Source organism: Muricoccus radiodurans, from assembly GCF_050154705.1.
Classification (GTDB): Bacteria; Pseudomonadota; Alphaproteobacteria; order Acetobacterales; family Acetobacteraceae; genus Roseomonas; species Roseomonas radiodurans.
In genome coordinates this window covers 5,320,041-5,338,173 of record NZ_CP189561.1, presented here as the reverse complement: position 1 = coordinate 5,338,173, position 18,133 = coordinate 5,320,041, and the positions used below count along the sequence as shown (strand labels likewise).

The window sequence follows — 18,133 nt, the reverse complement described above, 5'->3', positions numbered from 1 at the left end:
TCGCCTTCCCCCTCCCCCGCCCCCGCTGTATCACCCCCGCCCAAGTCAGGAGCGGAACGCCGGATGACCGCGCATATCGAGACGGACGTCGCCATCATCGGGGCCGGCCCCGTCGGCCTCTTCGCCGTGTTCGAGTGCGGGATGCTGCGGATGCGCTGCGTGGTGGTGGACGCGCTGGAGGCGATCGGCGGCCAGTGCGCGGCCCTCTATCCGGAGAAGCCGATCTTCGACATCCCGGCCCATCCCCGCGTCAACGGCGCCGACCTCATCGCCCAGCTCCAGGAGCAGGCGCAGCCCTTCACCCCGACCTACCTGCTGGGCCGCAAGGTCGAGCGGCTCTTCGAGGAGGACGGCCACTTCGACCTCGGCACGAGCGAGGGCGACAGCATCCGCGCCAAGGCGGTCATCATCGCCGCCGGCGCCGGCGCCTTCGGCCCGAACCGCCCGCCGCTGGACGACCTGGAGCGCTACGAGCGCTCCGGCGCCGTCCGCTACATGGTCGCCCGGCGGGAGGATTTCCGGGGCAAGCGCGTGGTGATCGCCGGCGGCGGCGATTCCGCGGTCGACTGGGCGCTGTCCCTGAAGGAGATCGCGGCGAAGGTCGTGATGGTCCACCGCCGCCCGAAGTTCCGCGCCGCGCCGGAATCCGTCGCGCAGATGGAAGCGGCCGCCGTGCGCGGGGAGATCGAGATGGCGATCCCTTACCAGCTCCATGGCCTGCGCGGCGACGGCAGCACCCTCTCCCACGTCACCCTCGCCACCCTGAAGGGCGAGGAGCGGGACGTGGAGGCGGACCACCTCCTCGCCTTCTTCGGCCTGTCCATGGAACTCGGCCCGATCGCGGAATGGGGCCTCGGGATGGACCGCCACCACATCGGGGTCACGCCCGCCACCTGCGAGACCTCCCGCCCCGGGATCTTCGCCATCGGCGACGTCGCCACCTATCCCGGCAAGCTGAAGCTCATCCTCCAGGGCTTCTCCGAGGCCGCGATGGCCGCCCACGCCATCCACCCCCGCGTCCATCCGGGGGAGGCCCTGCACTTCGAGTACTCCACCTCCAAGGGAGTTCCCGCGCATGGCTGAGCCCGGCGCCGACGGCACGCTCTTCATCGGGACGAAGCGCTACTCCTCTTGGTCGCTGCGCGGCTGGCTGGCCGTGCACCTCGCCGGGCTGGACGTGAAGGAGGTGGTGATCCCGCTGGCCGGTGGGAGCACTGCGGCGGTCAAGGCAGCGACGCCCGCGGGCTTCGTGCCCTATCTCGAGCACCGCGGCGCGAAGGTCTGGGAGAGCCTCGCGATCGCCGAGTACTGCGCGGAGATCCAGCCCTCCCTCTGGCCAGCGGACCGCGCGCTGCGCGCGACGCTGCGCAGCATCGCCACCGAGATGCATGGCGGCTTCCGCGGCCTGCGCTCGGCCATGCCCATGAACCTTGGCGGCGACTTCCCGGGGCGCGGGCGCACGCCGGAGGCGCTGGCGGACATCGCGCGCATCGAGGCCGTCTGGGCCCAGGCGCTGGACGCGACCGGCGGCCCCTTCCTGCACGGCGCGGCGATGGGCGTGGCGGACATCATGTACGCGCCGGTCGTGTCGCGCTTCATCACCCACCGTCCCGAGATCTCCGCCCGCAGCGAGGGCTACGTGGACGCGTTGCGCGCCCACCCGTTGGTCGCCCGCTGGTACGACGAGGCCGCCGCCGAGCCGGAGGCCTGGCGCCTGCCCCATTACGAGGCGGGTCCGGCGACTTAGTCCCATGACCAGCGCGACCGGCCTCGACCACATCGGCGTCTGCACGCGGGACGGACCGGCGCTCTGGGCCGCGTATGAGCGGCTGGGCTTCGCGCTGACCCCGGTTGCCCGCCAGTCCCGCCGCCCGGGCGAGCCCCTGGGCACCGGCAACCGCTGCGCCATGCTGCGCCAGGGCTATATCGAGCTGCTGGCGATCCTCGATCCCGCCCTGCCCGACAACGGACTGGGCGCGATGCTCGACCGCTTCGCGGGCGCCCACATCCTGGCCTTGGGGATGGAGGATTCCGAGGGCAACCTCGCCCGGCTGCGCCGCGCCGGGCTGGACATCCCCGGCATCGCCCCGCTCTCCCGCCCCGTGGACGCGCCGGACGGGCCGGTCGCGCGCTTCGAGCGGCTGCCGCTGCCCGACGCGCCGGAGGGCCGGGTTCAGCTCGTCCGCCACCTGACGCCGGAGCTGCTCTGGCAGGACCGCTGGCTCGACCACCCGAACGCCGTCACGGCGCTGCGGGCCGCCATCCTCGTCTCCGACCGGCCGGCGGAGAGCGCCGCACGCCTCTCCCGCCTTTCCGGCCTCGCCCTGGAGCCGGACCCGGCGGGCGGCTTCGCCCTGCCCCTGCCCGGCGAGGCACGGGTCCGCATCCTGCCGCCCGATTCCTTGGACGCGCTCCTGCCGGGCGTGACCCCGCCCGCCCTGCCCATGGTGGCCGGCATGGTGCTCGCCAGCGCCGACATGGCGCGGACCCGCGCCGCCCTGCCCTCGGCCACGGAGACGCCGGCCGGCCTGATGGTCCCGCCCGAGGCCGCCGGCGGCTGCGCCCTGGTCTTCACCCCGTGACCACGGCGAAGGCGATCGGCGCCTCGCTCCGCACCTACTACGCGCCAGGCCGCGCTGCGGCGCTGGACACCTTCACCGCCCGCTTCCTCGGCCCCGGGGAGCTCGGCTTCGACGTGGGCGCCCATGTCGGGGACCGCACCGCCAGCTTTCGCCGCCTCGGCGCCCGCGCCGTAGCGGTGGAGCCCCAGCCCCGGCTGCTACGGCTGCTGCGCCTCCTCTTCGGCCGCGATCCCGGCGTCGCGCTCGTCCCCGCCCTCGTCGGCGCCGCGCCGGGGGAAGCGACGCTGCGTCTGAACACGCGCAACCCCACGGTCGCCACCGCCTCCGCCGCCTTCGTCGCCGCGGCCGCCGGCGCCGCGGGCTGGGAGGGGCAGGACTGGGACGCGGCGATCGCCCGGCCCGTGACCACTTTGGACATGCTGTCCGCCGCCCACGGCCCCCCGGACTTCATCAAGCTGGACGTGGAGGGCTTCGAGGCCGAGGCCCTGGCCGGCCTCACACATTCGCCCCGCGCGCTCTCCTTCGAGTTCACCACCATCCAGCGGGACGTCGCCTTCGCCTGCCTGGACCGGCTCGCGGCGCTCGCCCCCTACCGCTTCAACGCCTGCCTCGGGGAGAGCATGCGGCTGGCCCTGCCCGCCCCGGCCGGAGCCGACGCGATGCGGGACTGGATCGCCGCCCTGCCCCATAAGGCGAATTCCGGCGACGTCTACGCCAGCCTGGACCCCGCCCGGATCACCCCGTGACGCGCGCCATCGCCTTCTCGCAGCACCTCGCCTTCGCGGGCCTGCTCGCCGCCTTCTCGGCCACCCTTGTGCGGCTGATGATCGCCTGGCCGATCCTGGACGACCCCACCCGCCGCGCCGCCACCGCCCATACCCGGCCCACGCCGAAGGGCGGCGGCGTCGGGATCGTCGCGGCCTTCGTGGCGGGCATGGTCGTCCTCTTCGGCACCGCCCGCTATGCCCGCATCGCGGAGGCCGAGTTCATCGGCACCATCCTGGCCGCCGTCGCCATCGCCGCCGTTGCCCTGGTCGACGACATCCGGGACTTCCGCTTCGTCTACAAGCTGGCCGCGCAGTGCGGCGCGGCCCTCGTCGCGATGGCGAGCGGCCTGGTGGTCACGCGCCTCGCCCTGCCCTGGATCGGCGTCGTAGACCTCGGCCTTGCCGGGCCGCTGTTGACGCTTTTCTGGATCGTCGCCTGCACCAACGCCGTGAACTTCATGGACGGGATGGACGGGCTGGTCGCGGGGTCCCTGCTCGTCGCCTGCGCCGCCCTCTGCGCCATCGCGGCGGAGCAGGGCGCCTGGTTCGTCTACGCCGCCGCCCTCTTCCTCGTCGCGGGGCTGGCGGGGTTCCTGCCCTTCAACCTGCACCCCGCCCGCATCTTCATGGGAGACGTGGGCAGCCAGTTCCTCGGCTTCATGCTGGCCGTGCTGGCGGTGGCCTGCGCCCGCTTCGACACGGCGCAGATCTCCTTCCTGATCGTGCCGCTGCTGCTCTTCGCGCACCTGTTCGACACGGGCTTCACCCTCGTGCGCCGCGTCCTGATGGGCGAACGGCCGAGCACGCCGCACCGCACCCACCTCTACCAGCTCGCCCAGCGCTCCGGCATGGGCGTGCACATGGTGGCGGCGGTGCATGGCGGCTTCGTGCTCTTCCAGGCCGCCCTCGCGCTGATCTTCCCGGCCCTGCCGCCGCGGGTGAAGCCACTGGTCGTGGTGCCGCCACTGCTCCTGCAGCTTCTCTGGCTCGCCTATGTCGCGGCCCGCGTCCGGCGCGCCGGACTCAGCTGGCGGGCGGGCTGAGCACCTCGATCACCATCGGCCGGTCGGTGATCCCGACCCACTGTTCGGACCGGAAGATCGCCCCGTTGGACGGATCGGCCCAGTAGCGGTTGGTGAAGCGGGCGCCGCCGCCGCAGCGCTCCTCCACCAGGATCGCGCCCTCGATCGGCACGGCGCGCATCCGGCACTCCAGCGACAGGCCGAAGCGCATCCGCGCGGGATCGCGGCTGGACGGCATCAGGTCCACCACCCGCCGCGCCACGGCCGGCTGGTTCAGGAGCGACAGGGGATCGTTCAGCGGGTCCGGCCCGTCCAGCCGCGTGGCCGCGATGGAGGTCGCCAGCCCCGCCGTCGCCACCACCCGCGCCCCGTCCGTCGCCACCACCGTCCCGTCGTCGGACCGCCACATCCGCTGCTCCCCCGTGCCCTGGAGCAGCGTCGCGACCTTCCGCTGGCTCCCATAGGCGAGGAGGATCGCCGGGCCCTGCGGCGCCGTCTCCGCCGCCTCCGGAAGGTCACTGTCGGGCGCGGAGAGCGGCGCGGGTCGTCCGTCGCTCAGCCGCGGCGGCAGGAAGACGCTCGCCCGCAGCAGGTTCTCCGCGCCGAGGACGAGATCCTCTCCCGTCGTGCTCTCGCAGGCCGGGAGGAGCAGGGCGAGCAGGAGGGGAAGGACGCGGGGCATCGGCTTCCTGAACGGTTGACCTGGGGAGGCCTGGCCTCCCCAGACCCCACCACCGGGGGCCCAGCGGGGCCCCCGGACCCCGCGATCATCGGCGCGAATGGACATGGAGCCCTCGTCCAGCGTCAGGTCCGGCTCAGGGCTGGTCCCTTGGCCTGCCAAACCAGGAGCACGGCAGCAAGCGCCAGGCCAACCCAGTGCGGCGCCGGCATCCAGGGGACCAGCCCTTCCAGCAGCGCCGGGAAGACCAGCAGCAGCCCGGCCAGCGTGAACCCCACCCGCTCGGCGACGGACAGCCGCCGCAGGAAGTAGCCCTGGCAGGCCGCCGCCAGCGCCGCCAGCCCGAGCGTCGCGAGGATGATCTGCCACGCCACGTCCAGCCACGTCATGGACGCGGTCAGGTTGAGCAGCAGCCCCACCCCCTCCGGATCGGTGACGAAGACGAAGGGCAGCACAAAGGCCGGCAGCGTGTACTTCCAGGCTTGCAGCGTCGTCGCATACGGCCCCGCCCCCGTGATCGCCGCCGCGGCGAAGGGCGACAGCGCGGTGGGCGGCGAAACCTCGCTCAATACCGCGTAGTAGAAGACGAACATATGCGCCGCGTAGTCCGGCACGCCGAGCTTCGTCAGCGCCGGCGCGGCCACCACCGCGCAGATGATGTAACTGGCCGTCACCGGCACCGCCAAACCCACGATCCACACGATCAGCGCCGTCACCAGCGCCGTCCCGAGCAGGCTGCCGCCCGCCAGATCGATCGCGATGTCGGAGAACTTCAGCCCGAGCCCTGTCAGCGTGATCACGCCCACGATGATCCCGGCACAGGCACAGGTCGCGGCGATCCCGACAGACTGCACCGCGCCCGAGGCCAGCGCCTGCGTCAGCCGAGACGGCCCGAGCGCCGTCTCCCGCCGGATGAAGGACAGCACGACCGCCACCCCCATCGCGTAGAGCACCGCGAGCGTGGAGGAGTAGCCCAGCACCATGAAGACGATGATCGCGATCAGCGAGGAGAAGTGGAACCCGTAGCGCCGCACCAGCTCCCAGGCCGGCGTCGCCGTGGGAACCTCCACGGCAGCCCCCGCCGCGCCGATCCGGCGCTGGTCCAGTTCTACCATAAACAGCAGGGACGCGTAATAGAGCAGCGTCGGGATCGCCGCCATCTTCAGCACTTCGAGGTACCCGATCTTCAGGTATTCCGAGATCAGGAAGGCCGCGGCCCCCAGCACGGGCGGCGAGATGATCGCGCCCAGCCCCCCTGCCGCCAGCAGCCCGCCCGCATCCGCCGGGCGGTAGCCCACCCGCTTCATCATCGGCCACGCGACCGTGCCCATGGTGACGGTGGTCGCGACGCCCGAGCCCGAGGGCCCGCCCAGCAGGAAGGAGGAGAGCACCACCGTCCGCCCCGCCGAGGTCGCCTTCCCGCCCGTCAGCGAGAAGGAGAAGTCCACGAAGAATTTCCCGGCGCCCGAGAGCTGCAGGATCGCCCCGTAGATCGTGAACAGGATGATCAGCGTGGCGGACACGTCCACCGCCGTCCCGAAGATCCCGTCCAGCCCGATCGAGATATGCGGGATCAGCCGTTCCGAATCATAGCCGCGATGCGCCCAAGGCGGCGGCAGGTGATTGCCGAAATAGGCGTAGAGCATGAACAGGATCGCCACGACCGGCATCACCCATCCCGTGGTGCGCCGCGTCACCTCCAGCACCAGCAGGATCAGCGCCCAGCCGACGACGAGGTCCATCGTCTCCGGGAAGATCGTCCGGTCCTGCAGGTCGTCGCCGCCGGCGATGAGGTAGTAGGTGACGAACACCCCCGCCGCGATCAGCAGCGCGTCCCACGGCATGAAGCGGTGCCGGAAGCGCTTGTGCACCGGGAACAGATAGAAGCCGAGAACCAGCGCGAAGCCCACATGCAGGAAGCGCAGCGTGGTCGTGGGCACGATGTCCCACGCGGCATAGAGGTGGAACAGGCTCATCACCACGGCGATGCCCGTGCCGACGGCCGCCAGCACGCCGCGGAAGCGGTGCTGCGCGCCCTCCTCCTCCTCGATCAGCGCCTCGACCTTCGCCGCCGTCGCGGCGTCGAGGGAGGACGGGTCCACCTCCGGCGGCAGAGAGGAGGGCAGCGGCGGGGCAGCGCCGGGCGGCCCGTCCTGCGGCGTGCTGGCGCTCATGGCCGGGCGCGCCGGATCAGGTCAGCCGCACCGCCACCCCGCACCGGATCAGGCCAGCCGCGCGCCGGCAGCGGCCCAGAAGGCCTCCGCCGCCGGATGCCAGGGCACGCCCGCCGCGGCGGTCTTTTGGCCCTCCAGCGTGAAGTTGCGCGCCTCGGAGTGGGTGCGGGCCAGGTCCTCCCGCCCGTCCCAGGTCACGCGCAGCAGGCGGGTGACCATCTCGGCCGGCATGTCTTCCCGCACCGCGAGGATGTTCGCGACCGACATCTGCTTGTTGTCGGTGCGCTGCCCCGGATAGGTGCCGGCGGGGATCACCTCGTTGAAGTAGACGGGGCCGTACTTCTCCACGATCCGCGGCGTGTAGGTGTCGTGGTCGATCATCACGATCTGCACGCCCGGCGTCGCGCCGAGGTCGGTGATCGCGCTGGTCGGGATGCCCGAGACGAAGAAATACGCGTCCAGCTTGCCGTCCTTGATGGCGTTGGTGGACTCCGCCGGGCTCAGCCTCTCCCGCGCGCGGAAGTCCCGCTGCGGGTCCAGCCCGGCCGCCTCGATCAGGCGGAGCGCCATCACCTCCGTCGCCGAACCCGGCGCGCCGGTGGACACGCGCTTGCCCCGCATCTCCGGGATGGAGTGGACGCCGGTGGAGGCCACGGTCACCGCCTGCATCCGGTTGGTGTAGATCACGGCGATCGCGCGCACCGGCACGGGCCGGCCGCGGAAGCGGTCATTCCCGCGGACCGCGTCCACCGCTGCATCCACCTGGGTGAAGATCAGCCCGACGCGGTTCGCGCCGAGGAGCTGAAGGTTCGCGACGGAGCCGCCCGTCACCTCGACCGTGGCCGACATCCCCGGGATCTGCCGCGACAGCATGTTCGCGAGGCCGCCGCCCAGCGGGTAGTACACGCCGCCCGTGGTTCCCGTCGCGATCGCCAGTTGCTGCGCCCCCTGGGCCCGCACCAGCCGCGGCGCCGCGAGCGTGAGGCCGGCACCGGCGACCATCAGGCCACGGCGAGATAGATCCCGCATTCTGGGCTCCTTGGATTCGTTCTTCCCTGGTCTGGCAGCATAGACCGGCGCCTCACTTGTTCGGAAGGGTCGCCGGATTTGGGACGTCAGCCCCGCTCCCGCACCCCGGCCAGCAGCAGCGCGCCCGCTGCCATGAAGACCACGACCGTCGCCATGCCCGCGCGCTGGCTGTCCGTGGCCGCGGTCACGCCCGCCAGCACCGCCGGGCCGATGAAGCCCGTCACGCGTCCCGACAGCGCGAACAGGCCGAAATGTGCCGTCACCTCCTCGGGCGGGGCGATCCGCGCCATCAGCGTGCGGGACGCCGCCTGCGCCGGCCCGAAGAACAGCCCGAGCAGCAGCGCCAGCGCCCAGAACACCGTCGCCGAGGTCACCATCACCAGCCCGATCCCCAGCACCACGAGGCACCACAGCGCGACCAGCACCGTGCGCCGCGATCCCAGCCGGTCCTCGATCAGCCCGAACCCCGCTGCGCCCAACCCGGCCGAGACGTTCATGGCGATGCCGAAATACAGCACCTCCTCGAAGCTCAGCCCGTGGACGCCGGCGGCGAAGATGGCGCCGAAGGCGAAGAGCGTGTTCAGCCCGTCCGTGTAGAACAGCCGGGCGACCAGGAACCGCAGCATGTTCGGCCGCGCCGGCAGGCCGCGCAGCACCGACCAGATCTCCTGCAGCCCGCCCCGCGCCGCCTCCCCCCAGCCCGGGCGCGGCTGGCCTTGCGGCCGCGGCGGGTCGCGCAGCATCACCAGCACCGGCCATCCGAAGACGAGCATCCATAGCCCGACCAGCACCGCCGTCGCCCGGATCGGCTCCCCCGCCGCCCTGTCCAGCCCGAAGAAAGGTGGGTCCGGCCGGATCAGCAGGAACAGGCACAGCAGCAGGCAGGCCAGCCCGCCCGCATAGCCCAGCCCCCAGGCCAGCCCGGAGATCCGCCCCATCCGCTCCGACGTCGTCACCGTCGGCAGCATCGCGTTGTAGAAGACTGTCCCGACCTCGAAGGCGATGGTGCCGAGACCGACGCAGGCGAGGACGAAGACCGCCCAGCCCGGCGACGGCTGCGCGAACCAGATCGCTGCCGTTGCCCCCGCCGCCGCCAGGGTGCAGATCGCCAGCATCGACCGTCGCCGCCCCCCGGCATCCGCCACCGCTCCCAGCACCGGGGAGAGCAGCGCGATGGCCACCCCCGCCAGCGTCTGCATCCACCCCCACATCGCCTGCCCCGCCACGGGGTCCGGCGCGACAGCCCGGGTGAACCAGGTCGCGATGACGAAGGTCGTCACGACGGTCGGGAAGGCACTGTTCGCCCAGTCATACAGGGCCCAGGAAAACTCCCGACGATTCACGCGTATCGATCCTGCCGTGGCTCGGGCGGCCCCGGGAGGCGCCGCCTCCCGGACCCTCCGCCGGGGAGCCTGAGGCCCCCCGGACCCCCGCATCGGTCAGAGGGGCAGTCCGGGAATATCGGAATCCCGGCGGACGCGGTCCGGGGAGGGCGGCGCAACAGGTCGTTCAAGCCGCGCGAGCCAGGGCGCGCAGAGCGACGGAGACCGCCGCAAGGTCCGACTGGGCCGCGGCCTCGCGCGCCAGGCGCAGGGATTCGGCCGAGGGCTGCGGCGCCGTGCCGGCCAGCGCCGCCCGGGCCAGTCGGGCCTGGAGCGCCCCGAGGTCGTCCAGCAGCGCGGCGCGGGCTCGCGGGCCGAAGGCACCGGGCGCCGGCGCGGCCAGGGCGGCGGCGCGCAGCGCGTCCAGGCCGAAGCCGCGCCCCGCCGAGCCCCACGCCTCGGCGGCGGCCGCGGGCGCGACGCCGGCGCCGGCCGCCAGCCGCACGATGCCGATCGCGGCGTGCAGTGAATCCGCCCCCGCCACCAGGCGCGCCGCCGCCTCGGGCAGGAGGCTCCCATCGGGCGGCGGCAGTTCGGCGACGAGCGCGGCCACCCCGGGCCGGAGCGTGGCGGCGGCCTCCTGCAGCGGCGCCGTGCCGTCCGTCACGAGTTCCCGCGCCGCCGCCTCGTGCAGGCGCCGCAAGGCGAGCAGCGCGTCGCGCCGGGCCGCGGGCGGAAGAGCGGCACCATCCAGGGCCGCCGCGGCCTCCCCGATGTCGAAGAGATCCTCTGCGAGATACGCGGCACGGACCACCGTCTCCGGCTCGCTGTCGGTCGCCAGCCGCGCGAGTCCGGCGGGGCCGAGGCGGTTGGCGGCCTCGTTCGCCAGGATCGTCGCGATCAGGTTTCGCCGCAGCCGGTGGGACGCGATCAGGTCGGGGAAGCGCTCCTGAAGAGGATGCGGGAAATAGGCGGCGAGCAGCGGCAGCAGCGCCGGGTCGTCCACCAGGGTCCCGTCCTCCAGCGCATCCGTCAGCCAGAGCTTCGCGACGGGCAGCAGCGCCGCGATCTCCGGCCGGGTGAGCGCGTCGCCCTCTCCGATGCGCTCCGCCATCTCCGTGGCGGAGGGCAGGCCGAGCACCGCGCGGTCGAGCAACCCCGCCGCCTCCAACCGCAGCATCAGCGCGGCCTGGGCGGGCAGCGCCTCCGCACCCGCGGCGCGCTCCATGGAGACGGCGACGAACTGCGCGGCGTTGTCGGCCAGGACCAGCCGCCCGACCTCGTCCGTCATCTCCTCCAGCAGGTCGTCGCGCTGGCGCCGCGTCATCCGCCCGCCGCGCTCCGCCGCGGCCAGGAGGATCTTGATGTTCACCTCGTGGTCGGAGGTGCTGACGCCCGCGGAATTGTCCAGCGCGTCCGTGTTGATCGCCACGCCGCTGCGGGCCGCCTCGATGCGGCCGGCCTGGGTGACGCCGAGATTCGCGCCCTCCCCCACCACCTTCGCGCGGATGTCGCGGCCGTCGATGCGGAGCGCATCATTCGCGCGGTCGCCCGCCTCCGCCTGGCTCTCCGTGCTCGCCTTCACATAGGTCCCGATGCCGCCGAAGTAGAGCAGGTCCACCTCGGCCTTCAGGATGGCGCGCATCACCTCCGCGGGCTCCGCACGATCCTTCATCAGCCCGAGCCGCGCCTGCGCCTGCGGCGAGAGCGGGATCGTCTTCGCGTTGCGTGGGAAGACGCCGCCGCCTTCGCTGATCAGCCGCGCATCATAATCTGCCCACGATGAGCGGGGCAGCGCGAAGAGCCGCGCGCGCTCGTCGAAGGAGGTCGCCGGATTCGGATCGGGGTCGAGGAAGATGTGACGGTGGTCGAAGGCGGCGACGAGCCGCGTCTGGCGGGAGATGAGCAGCCCGTTGCCGAAGACGTCGCCCGACATGTCGCCGACGCCGACGCAAGTGAAGGGCTCCGCCTGGATGTCGCGGCCAAGTTCGCCGAAGTGGCGCGCCACCATCACCCAGGCGCCCTTGGCCGTGATGCCCATGCCCTTGTGGTCGTAGCCCGCCGACCCGCCCGACGCGAAGGCATCGCCGAGCCAGTAGCCGTACTCGGCCGAGAGCGCGTTCGCGATGTCGGAGAAGGTGGCGGTGCCCTTGTCCGCCGCGGCGACGATATAGGGGTCGTCGCCGTCCAGCCGCACGACGCGCTCCGGCGGCACCACGCTCCCGTCGGCGGCGTAGTTGTCGGTCACGTCGAGCATCGCGCGGACGAGGGTCTTGTAAGCCGCGACGCCGGCCGCCTGGAACGCCTCCCGCTCGGAGGGCGGCGGGACGACCCCCTTCAGGATGAAGCCGCCCTTCGCGCCCGTCGGCACGATGATGACGTTCTTCAGCCGCTGCGCCTTCATCAGCCCGAGGATCTCCGTGCGGAAATCCTCCCGCCGGTCGGACCAGCGGATGCCGCCGCGCGCCACCGGCCCGGCGCGGAGATGGCAGCCCTCCATGTGCATGGCGGAGACGAAGATCTCCCGCCAGGGCCGCGGGTCCGGCATGTCGCCGGCCCGCGCGCTCTCCAGCTTGATGGAGAGGTAGTCCTTGCCCTGGAAGTAGTTCGTCCGCAGCACCGCATCCAGCGCGGTGCGCATCCGCCCGAGGATGCGGTCCGTATCGGGATCGGCCACGCCGTCGATGAGCTTCGCCCAGCCGGCATCCGCCGCCGCGATGCGCGCCTCACGGTCCGCGGCATCCGGGTCGAAGCGCGCGTTGAACAGGTCCACCAGCAGCCGCGCGGCATCGGGGTTCGCGGCCAGCGCGCCCTCCACCGCCTGCTGGGAGAAGGCGAAGCCCACCTGCTTGCACCAGCGGAACACCGCCCGCAGCAGCCAGGCCTCCCGCCACGTGATGCCGGCGCGCAGGCTCAGCCGGTTGAAGCCGTCCGCCTCCGCCTTGCCCTCCAGCAGCGCGGTCAGCGCGTCCAGGATCTCGTCGAAGCGGTCCTCCGGCACCTCCACCCCGGCCTCCAGGCCGAAGAGGTGCAGCACCACCGGCTCTGCCCCGGCCGGGGTCAGGCGGTAGGGCTGCTCCTCGATCGCGCGGAGGTCGAGGCTCTCGAACAGCGGCAGCGCGTCCGCCAGGGGCAGCGGCCCACCGGGATTCGCCAGCCGCAGCGTCAGGCGCCGCGGCCCGTCCCCGGGCGTGCGGGAGACCGTCGCCACGGGCCGGCCCGCGGCCAGCGCCGCCTCCGCCAGGCGCAGGTCCGCCACGCCCTGATCGGGGGTCAGCGCCTCGGTGTAGGCGGCGGGGAAAGCGTCGGACCAGCGCGCGGACAGGCGCGCGCCCTCCGCCTCCCCGGCCTCCTCGGCCAGGGCGTCGGTCAGCGATTCGGAGAAGCCGCGCGCCGCGCGGGCGATCGCCGCCTCCAGCACCGCCTCGTCCACCCGCGCGGGGCGGGCGGGGTCGGTGCCGATGACGTAGTGCACGCGGGCGAGCGGGGCATCGCCGAGCGCGATGTAGAAGGCCGAGAGCCGCCCCTCCAGGGCGGCGGCCAGCAGCCGGCCCACCCGCTCCCGCAGACGGGTGTCGAAGCCTTCCCGCGGCAGCCACGCGATGGCGGAGACGAAGCGGCCGAAGGGATCGCGCCGCAGCGCCAGGGCCGGGCGCGGTCGGATGGCGAGGTCCAGCGCCCGGCGGGCGCCCGTGAGGATCTCGGACTCATCGGCCTGGAACAGCTCGTCGCGCGGCCAGGTGTCCAGGATGGACTGGAAGGCGCGGCCGTCATGGCTGTCCGGCGCGGCGCCGAAGGCCGTCAGGATCCGCCTGACCTTCGACCCCAGCCAGGGGATCGAGCGCGGGTTGCGGTTGTAGGCCGTGGCGGCGAAGAGTCCCATGAAGAGCCGGATGCCGACCACCTGCCCGCCCGCCCCGAAGATGCGGGTGGCGACCACGTCCGCATGGCTGGGGCGGTGGACACGCACGCGGGTGTTCGCCTTCGCCACGTTCAGCGCCACCGGCTGGGCGAGCGACGCCCGAACCCGCTCCGGCACGGCCGAGAGGTCGCGCAGCGCGTCGAACACCGGCACGGACTCGTCCCGCAGCAGCCCGAGCCCGTCCTCCGCCACCATCGCCCCGCCGCCCGGCGGCAGGTGGATGAGCCGGTGGCCGAGCAGGACGAAGTTGTCCTCGGCCAGCCAGCGCAGGAAGGCCGCCGTCTCCTCGCCCTCCGGCGCCGCGGCCACCTCGCCCTCCGCCGCCTTCAGCCGGGCGAGCATGGCCGGATGGTCGGCGACCGCCATCCGCACCTCCGCCATGGCGCGGGCGAGCGCGGCCTCCACGCCGGGCCAGTCCTCCACCGGCGGCGCGCCGGCGCCGAGGCGGCGGGCGGCGCCCGGCGCGATCTCGATCCGCATCATGCTCTCGTTCGGCCCGCCCGGCTTGGCCGGACCGGCCGCGGTCAGCCGCCCCGACCCGTCCCGCGTCACCCCGAGGATCGGGTGCAGCAGGCGGCGCACCGTGCGGCCGGACAGGGTCAGCGCGGCCAGGGCGCTGTCCACCAGGAAGGGCATGTCGTCCGTGACGATCTCGGCCACCGCCCCGGCGCCGCGCCCGCCCTCGGGCGGGGTCAGGCGGAGCCGCGCCTCACCCTTCCGCCGGGTCTCCGCCAGGCCGTAGAGCGAGGCGGCCTCGGCCGCCAGCGCCTCGGCCGGCTGGCCAGCCAGCTCGTCGAGGGGAACGGAAGCGCCGAGCGCCCGCAGGATCGCCGCGGCCGGCGGCGGCAGGGACGGCGCCAGCCGGGTCAGCGCGGCCTCACCCTCCCGCAGCATCTCGGCGCGCAGCCCGCTGGCACCCTCCGCCTCGGCAGCCCCTCGGGGCGGCGGGGTCACGTCATCCGGCATGGCGATCGACCTCCCGCGGCCGGAATCCCGGCCGTCGGGGCGCAGGTTCGGCCCCGGCGGCGCCCGGCGCAAGCGCGGCGGAGAACCGTCACGCCGCGTTCAAGCCCCCGTCTCGGATCGCGGCCGCCCGGCCCCTGGCGCCCTGCCCCGTTCCGGCTAACCTGGGCCCACCATGGCCTTCACCCTCGCCGAGCTGCTCGCCCCGATGGACCCCGCGCGGTTCCTCGCGGAGTTCCACGACAAGCAACCCCTGCACATCAAGGGCGGGGCGGGGAAGTTCGCCTCCGTGCTGTCCTGGCGGGTGATCGACCGGCTGCTGGACCAGACGCACATCTGGTCCTCCCAGTCGCTGAAAATGCAGATGGACGCGCAGCCCGTCCCGGCCGAGGCCTACTGCACCCGCGCGACCTCCCGTGACAACACGCCGGTGCTCCAGCCGGACGCGCGGAAGCTGAAGGAATGGGTCGCGAAGGGCGCCTCCGTCGTGCTGAACGACGTGGACAGCCTCACCCCCGGCCTCGCAAGCGTGTCGGAATGCCTGGAGGAGAACGGCTTCGGCCGCGCCCAGGCGAACGTCTACATCTCCTTCCAGGCTCACAAGGCCTTCCCCACCCACTTCGACACGCATGACGTCTGGGCCGTGCAGGTGGAGGGGGAGAAGACCTGGAACATCTGGTCGGGCCGTGCCGACTACCCGATCCCCCACCCGGCCTTCCGCAACCTCGGCCAGGCGCATCACGACCGGGCGCGCGGCACGCTGCGGGAGAAGGTGCTCCTGAAGGCGGGCGACCTGCTCTACCTTCCGCGCGGCTGGTACCACGACGCGCTGGCGGAGGGCGCGACCTCCGTCCACGTCGCCTACGGCGTGAACGCGCCGATCGGCCTCGACCTCGCGAACATGCTCGCGGAGCGGGCGCTGCAGGAGCCGATCTTCCGCCAGCCCCTGCCGCGGCAGGACGGCACGCCGGCGGCCCAGTTCGCCCTCACCACCCGCGCCGCCCAGCTCGGCCAGCGGATCGCGGAACTGGCGCGCGACCCGCAGGTTCTCCAGGTCCTGGCCCGCCACGTCGCCGACGCGCGCTACAGCCGCGGCGGCGTGCAGCTCCTCGCCTGGCGCGGGCTGGAAGCGGAGCGGGCCGCCGAGGCCGCCCCCGCCGGCGACGGGGAGGCGCCCTCCTTCCGCGTGCTCTCGCCCGGGCTGAAGCCGGTCCGCCGCGGATCGGAATGGGTGCTCAAGACGGGGGCCGGGACCACCGCCCTCTCCCCGCCCGAGGCGGAGGCGGCCGGCTGGCTCCTCTCCCGCCGCGAGGTCGATCCGGCGGCCCTGCGCGCCGCCCACCCGGCGGTCGACGCCGACGCCCTTCTCGCCCGCCTGACCGAAGCCGGGGCCCTCGCCGCGGCATGACGGAACCTCATTGCATGACCCTGCGCATGACCCTGCGGACCACCGCGGCCTTCGCCGCGCTCCTCCTGGCCACCCCGGCGCTCGCGCAGCAACGCCCGGCGCCAGCGCCGACGCCCCGGCCCGCCTTCTCCTGCATCGGCGCGGAGGAATTGCAGGACGATGTCTTCGAGGTGCCCTTCGGCGCCGGCAGCGACCGCCTGACGGACGCGGCCCGCAACGGGCTGGCCACCGCGATCGACCTGCTGAAGAACGAGCCCGATCGCAACGCCTGCATCCTCGGCCATGCGCGGCGGGAGGGCGGGCAGCAGACGAGCGTCCAGCTCGCGGCCCGCCGGGCGCGGTCGGTCAACCAGGCGCTGCAGCGGGCCGGCATCCCTGCCACCCGGCTGCGGTCCGAGGCGCGCGTGGCCGGGTTCAGCCGGACCACCGGAAACGCCGTGGCGCGCAGCGTCTCCATCGTCATCATGCCGGCGGCCGCCCCGGTGCCCGAGCGCGGCCCGCGCCCGACGCCGGCTGAGCCGCACGTCATCCCCCCGACCGCGACGCCGCCCGCGCCGGAGGCGCCCCGCACGGAGCCGCCCCGGACCGAGCCACCCGCCGTGCCGGCGCCACCCCCGGCTACCCCGGCTGCCCCGCCCGCCGTGCGCCCAACACCGGAGCCGCAGCGGGTGGAACCGCCGCCCGTGCCCGTGCCGCCGCCCAGCCCACCCGCCGAGGCGCCGCGCGCCCCTGCCCCACCCGCCGCGCCGGCAATCACTCCGCCGGCACCGCCGGCCGTGGTCCCCGCGCCCCTCCCGCCGGCGCAGCCGGAGCCGCGGAGCGTGACGCCGCCCGCGGACGCGCCGGCCGCCCTGCCGCCGGCCCGGCCCGAGCCGCGGCCCGTCACCCCGGCCGAGCCGCCGCCCTCGGCCCCCATGCCGGCCGATCCGCGCCCTGCCGACCCCGCCGACGCGCCCGCCGAGCCCGGCGGAACGACGCGGGGATGAGGGACGAGCCCGGCGGGGCGCCGCCCTCCCTCGCGGAGCGGTCCCTCGCCCTCGGCTTCGCGGGGCTGGATGCCGAGGCGGTCTTCGCCCTTCGGGAGGGGACGGCGTGGCGCCACTTCCCGGCCGACCGTGCGGACCGCTTCGTCCCCCTGCTGGGCATCCCGGACCTCGACGCCTTCCTCGCCACCGACGCGGCGCGCCTGCCGCGCGTGACCATGGCGGACAGCCGCCGCCAGGGCTCCGCCGCGGTGCCGGAGGACGCTTTCGCCCGCGACGACGGCCGCATCGAGCCGGCGCGGCTGCACGCGCTGTTCGATGACGGCGCGACCCTTGTCGTGTCCCAGTTCCACGAGCATCACCCGCCGCTGGCCGCCTTCTGCCGCGGTCTGGAGCGCGCCTTCCTGCACGCGGTGCAGAGCAACATCTACCTGACGCCCGGCGGCATCGCCGGCGGAGCCCAGGGCTTCCGCCCACATTTCGACACGCATGACGTGCTCGTGCTCCAGGTCTCCGGCCGGAAGCGCTGGCGCCTCTGGAACGGCACGCCCTTCGAGCATCCCACGCGCCGCACCCCCTGGCGCAACCAGGCCGTGCCGGAAGGGGCGCCCACGGAGGTCGAGATGGGTCCGGGCGATGCGCTCTACGTCCCGCGCGGCGTCATGCACGACGCGACGGCGCTGGGCGAGGAGCCGTCCCTGCACGCGACGATCGGCTTCCTCGAGCCCTCCATGGCCGAGGCGCTGCGCATGGCGCTCGACGTGGCCGAGCTGGAGGACCCCGCCTTCCGCGCGGCCTGCCCGACCTGGCGCCTGGACGATCCCGAGGCGCTGGCGGGGCTGATCGGCGGCCTCGTTCCCCGCCTGATGGAGCCGGAGGCGGTGGCGCGGCTGAACGCGGCGCTGTTGAACCACCTGGCCGACCTGCGCCTGACCCTGCCGGCCCGCGGGCTGATGCCGGCCGCCCTGGACCCGACCCGCCCGGTGCGCCTGGCCGAGGCGGTCCACCACCACCTCCTGGCCACGCCGGATGGTGCCGCGGTGCTGCGGGCGGCAGGCGTGGAGGAGCGGCTCTCGCCGGAAGAGGTCGGCTGGCTGCAGGCCATAGACGAGGGCGTCGCCCCCGCCGCGCTGGGCGCCGAGGCCCTGGCCGCGCGGCTGCACCGGCTCGGCGTCCTGGAGACGGCTCCCGAGGCGCTGCCGCCGGATCGCCATCAGGGACGCTGAGACCCGGCGGCCAGTCCCCGGCCGGAAGCGTGCAGACCGGCCCCGCACTCCCCATC

13 protein-coding genes are annotated in these 18,133 nt (G+C 73.9%); 8 read left to right on the top strand and 5 right to left on the bottom strand.

Annotation, left to right across the window (positions count from 1 at the left end):
* Positions 1–63: 63 nt before the first annotated feature.
* Genes ACP6CK_RS24835 through ACP6CK_RS24815 form a run of 5 tightly spaced genes read left to right on the top strand, consistent with a single transcriptional unit; the run spans position 64 to position 4,392 of the window.
* Positions 64–1,083 (top strand): NAD(P)/FAD-dependent oxidoreductase, encoded by a 1,020-nt coding sequence (locus tag ACP6CK_RS24835; protein ID WP_426956010.1) that lies wholly within the window; start codon positions 64–66, stop codon positions 1,081–1,083.
* Positions 1,076–1,747 carry a glutathione S-transferase gene (locus ACP6CK_RS24830; RefSeq protein WP_426956009.1) on the top strand — a complete coding sequence of 224 codons (672 nt, stop codon included), beginning with the start codon at positions 1,076–1,078 and terminating at the stop codon, positions 1,745–1,747. The genes ACP6CK_RS24835 and ACP6CK_RS24830 overlap by 8 nt, the downstream gene beginning before the upstream one ends.
* A gap of 4 nt (positions 1,748–1,751) precedes the next feature.
* A complete protein-coding gene (locus ACP6CK_RS24825; protein ID WP_426956008.1) occupies positions 1,752–2,582 on the top strand; it encodes a VOC family protein in 831 nt (276 codons plus the stop codon).
* A complete protein-coding gene (locus ACP6CK_RS24820) occupies positions 2,579–3,328 on the top strand; it encodes an FkbM family methyltransferase (protein WP_426956007.1) in 750 nt (249 codons plus the stop codon). The genes ACP6CK_RS24825 and ACP6CK_RS24820 overlap by 4 nt, the downstream gene beginning before the upstream one ends.
* Complete coding sequence (locus ACP6CK_RS24815) at positions 3,325–4,392, top strand: glycosyltransferase family 4 protein (protein WP_426956006.1); 1,068 nt, start codon at positions 3,325–3,327, stop codon at positions 4,390–4,392. Before ACP6CK_RS24820 ends, ACP6CK_RS24815 begins: the two co-directional genes overlap by 4 nt.
* On the opposite strand, the gene ACP6CK_RS24810 is transcribed toward ACP6CK_RS24815, so the two are convergent.
* The 5 genes from ACP6CK_RS24810 to ACP6CK_RS24790 form a co-directional block, all read right to left on the bottom strand.
* Positions 4,373–5,053, bottom strand: coding sequence for a YjbF family lipoprotein (locus ACP6CK_RS24810; RefSeq protein WP_426956005.1), 681 nt, complete (start codon positions 5,051–5,053; stop codon positions 4,373–4,375). The two genes, ACP6CK_RS24815 and ACP6CK_RS24810, sit on opposite strands and share 20 nt — an antisense overlap.
* A gap of 122 nt (positions 5,054–5,175) precedes the next feature.
* Entirely contained in the window at positions 5,176–7,224 is a 2,049-nt protein-coding gene (locus ACP6CK_RS24805; protein ID WP_426956004.1) for a TRAP transporter permease, read from the bottom strand.
* 48 nt (positions 7,225–7,272) lie between these two features.
* Positions 7,273–8,253: a TAXI family TRAP transporter solute-binding subunit gene (locus ACP6CK_RS24800; protein ID WP_426956003.1), complete on the bottom strand. Its 981-nt coding sequence runs from the start codon at positions 8,251–8,253 to the stop codon at positions 7,273–7,275.
* 86 nt (positions 8,254–8,339) lie between these two features.
* Positions 8,340–9,596, bottom strand: coding sequence for an MFS transporter (locus ACP6CK_RS24795; protein ID WP_426956002.1), 1,257 nt, complete (start codon positions 9,594–9,596; stop codon positions 8,340–8,342).
* 166 nt (positions 9,597–9,762) lie between these two features.
* The gene (locus ACP6CK_RS24790) at positions 9,763–14,463 is read right to left on the bottom strand and encodes an NAD-glutamate dehydrogenase (protein WP_426956001.1); all 4,701 of its coding nucleotides are present in this window, start codon (positions 14,461–14,463) and stop codon (positions 9,763–9,765) included.
* A 172-nt stretch (positions 14,464–14,635) separates the two neighbouring features.
* Between ACP6CK_RS24790 and ACP6CK_RS24785 the strand changes: the two genes are divergently transcribed.
* The 3 genes from ACP6CK_RS24785 to ACP6CK_RS24775 are packed head-to-tail and all read left to right on the top strand — an operon-like array spanning position 14,636 to position 18,077.
* A complete protein-coding gene (locus ACP6CK_RS24785) occupies positions 14,636–15,868 on the top strand; it encodes a cupin domain-containing protein (protein WP_426956000.1) in 1,233 nt (410 codons plus the stop codon).
* Positions 15,869–15,882: 14 nt separating this feature from the next.
* The gene (locus ACP6CK_RS24780) at positions 15,883–16,854 is read left to right on the top strand and encodes an OmpA family protein (RefSeq protein ID WP_426955999.1); all 972 of its coding nucleotides are present in this window, start codon (positions 15,883–15,885) and stop codon (positions 16,852–16,854) included.
* Positions 16,851–18,077 (top strand): cupin domain-containing protein, encoded by a 1,227-nt coding sequence (locus ACP6CK_RS24775; RefSeq protein ID WP_426955998.1) that lies wholly within the window; start codon positions 16,851–16,853, stop codon positions 18,075–18,077. Before ACP6CK_RS24780 ends, ACP6CK_RS24775 begins: the two co-directional genes overlap by 4 nt.
* The last annotated feature ends 56 nt before the right edge of the window (positions 18,078–18,133 follow it).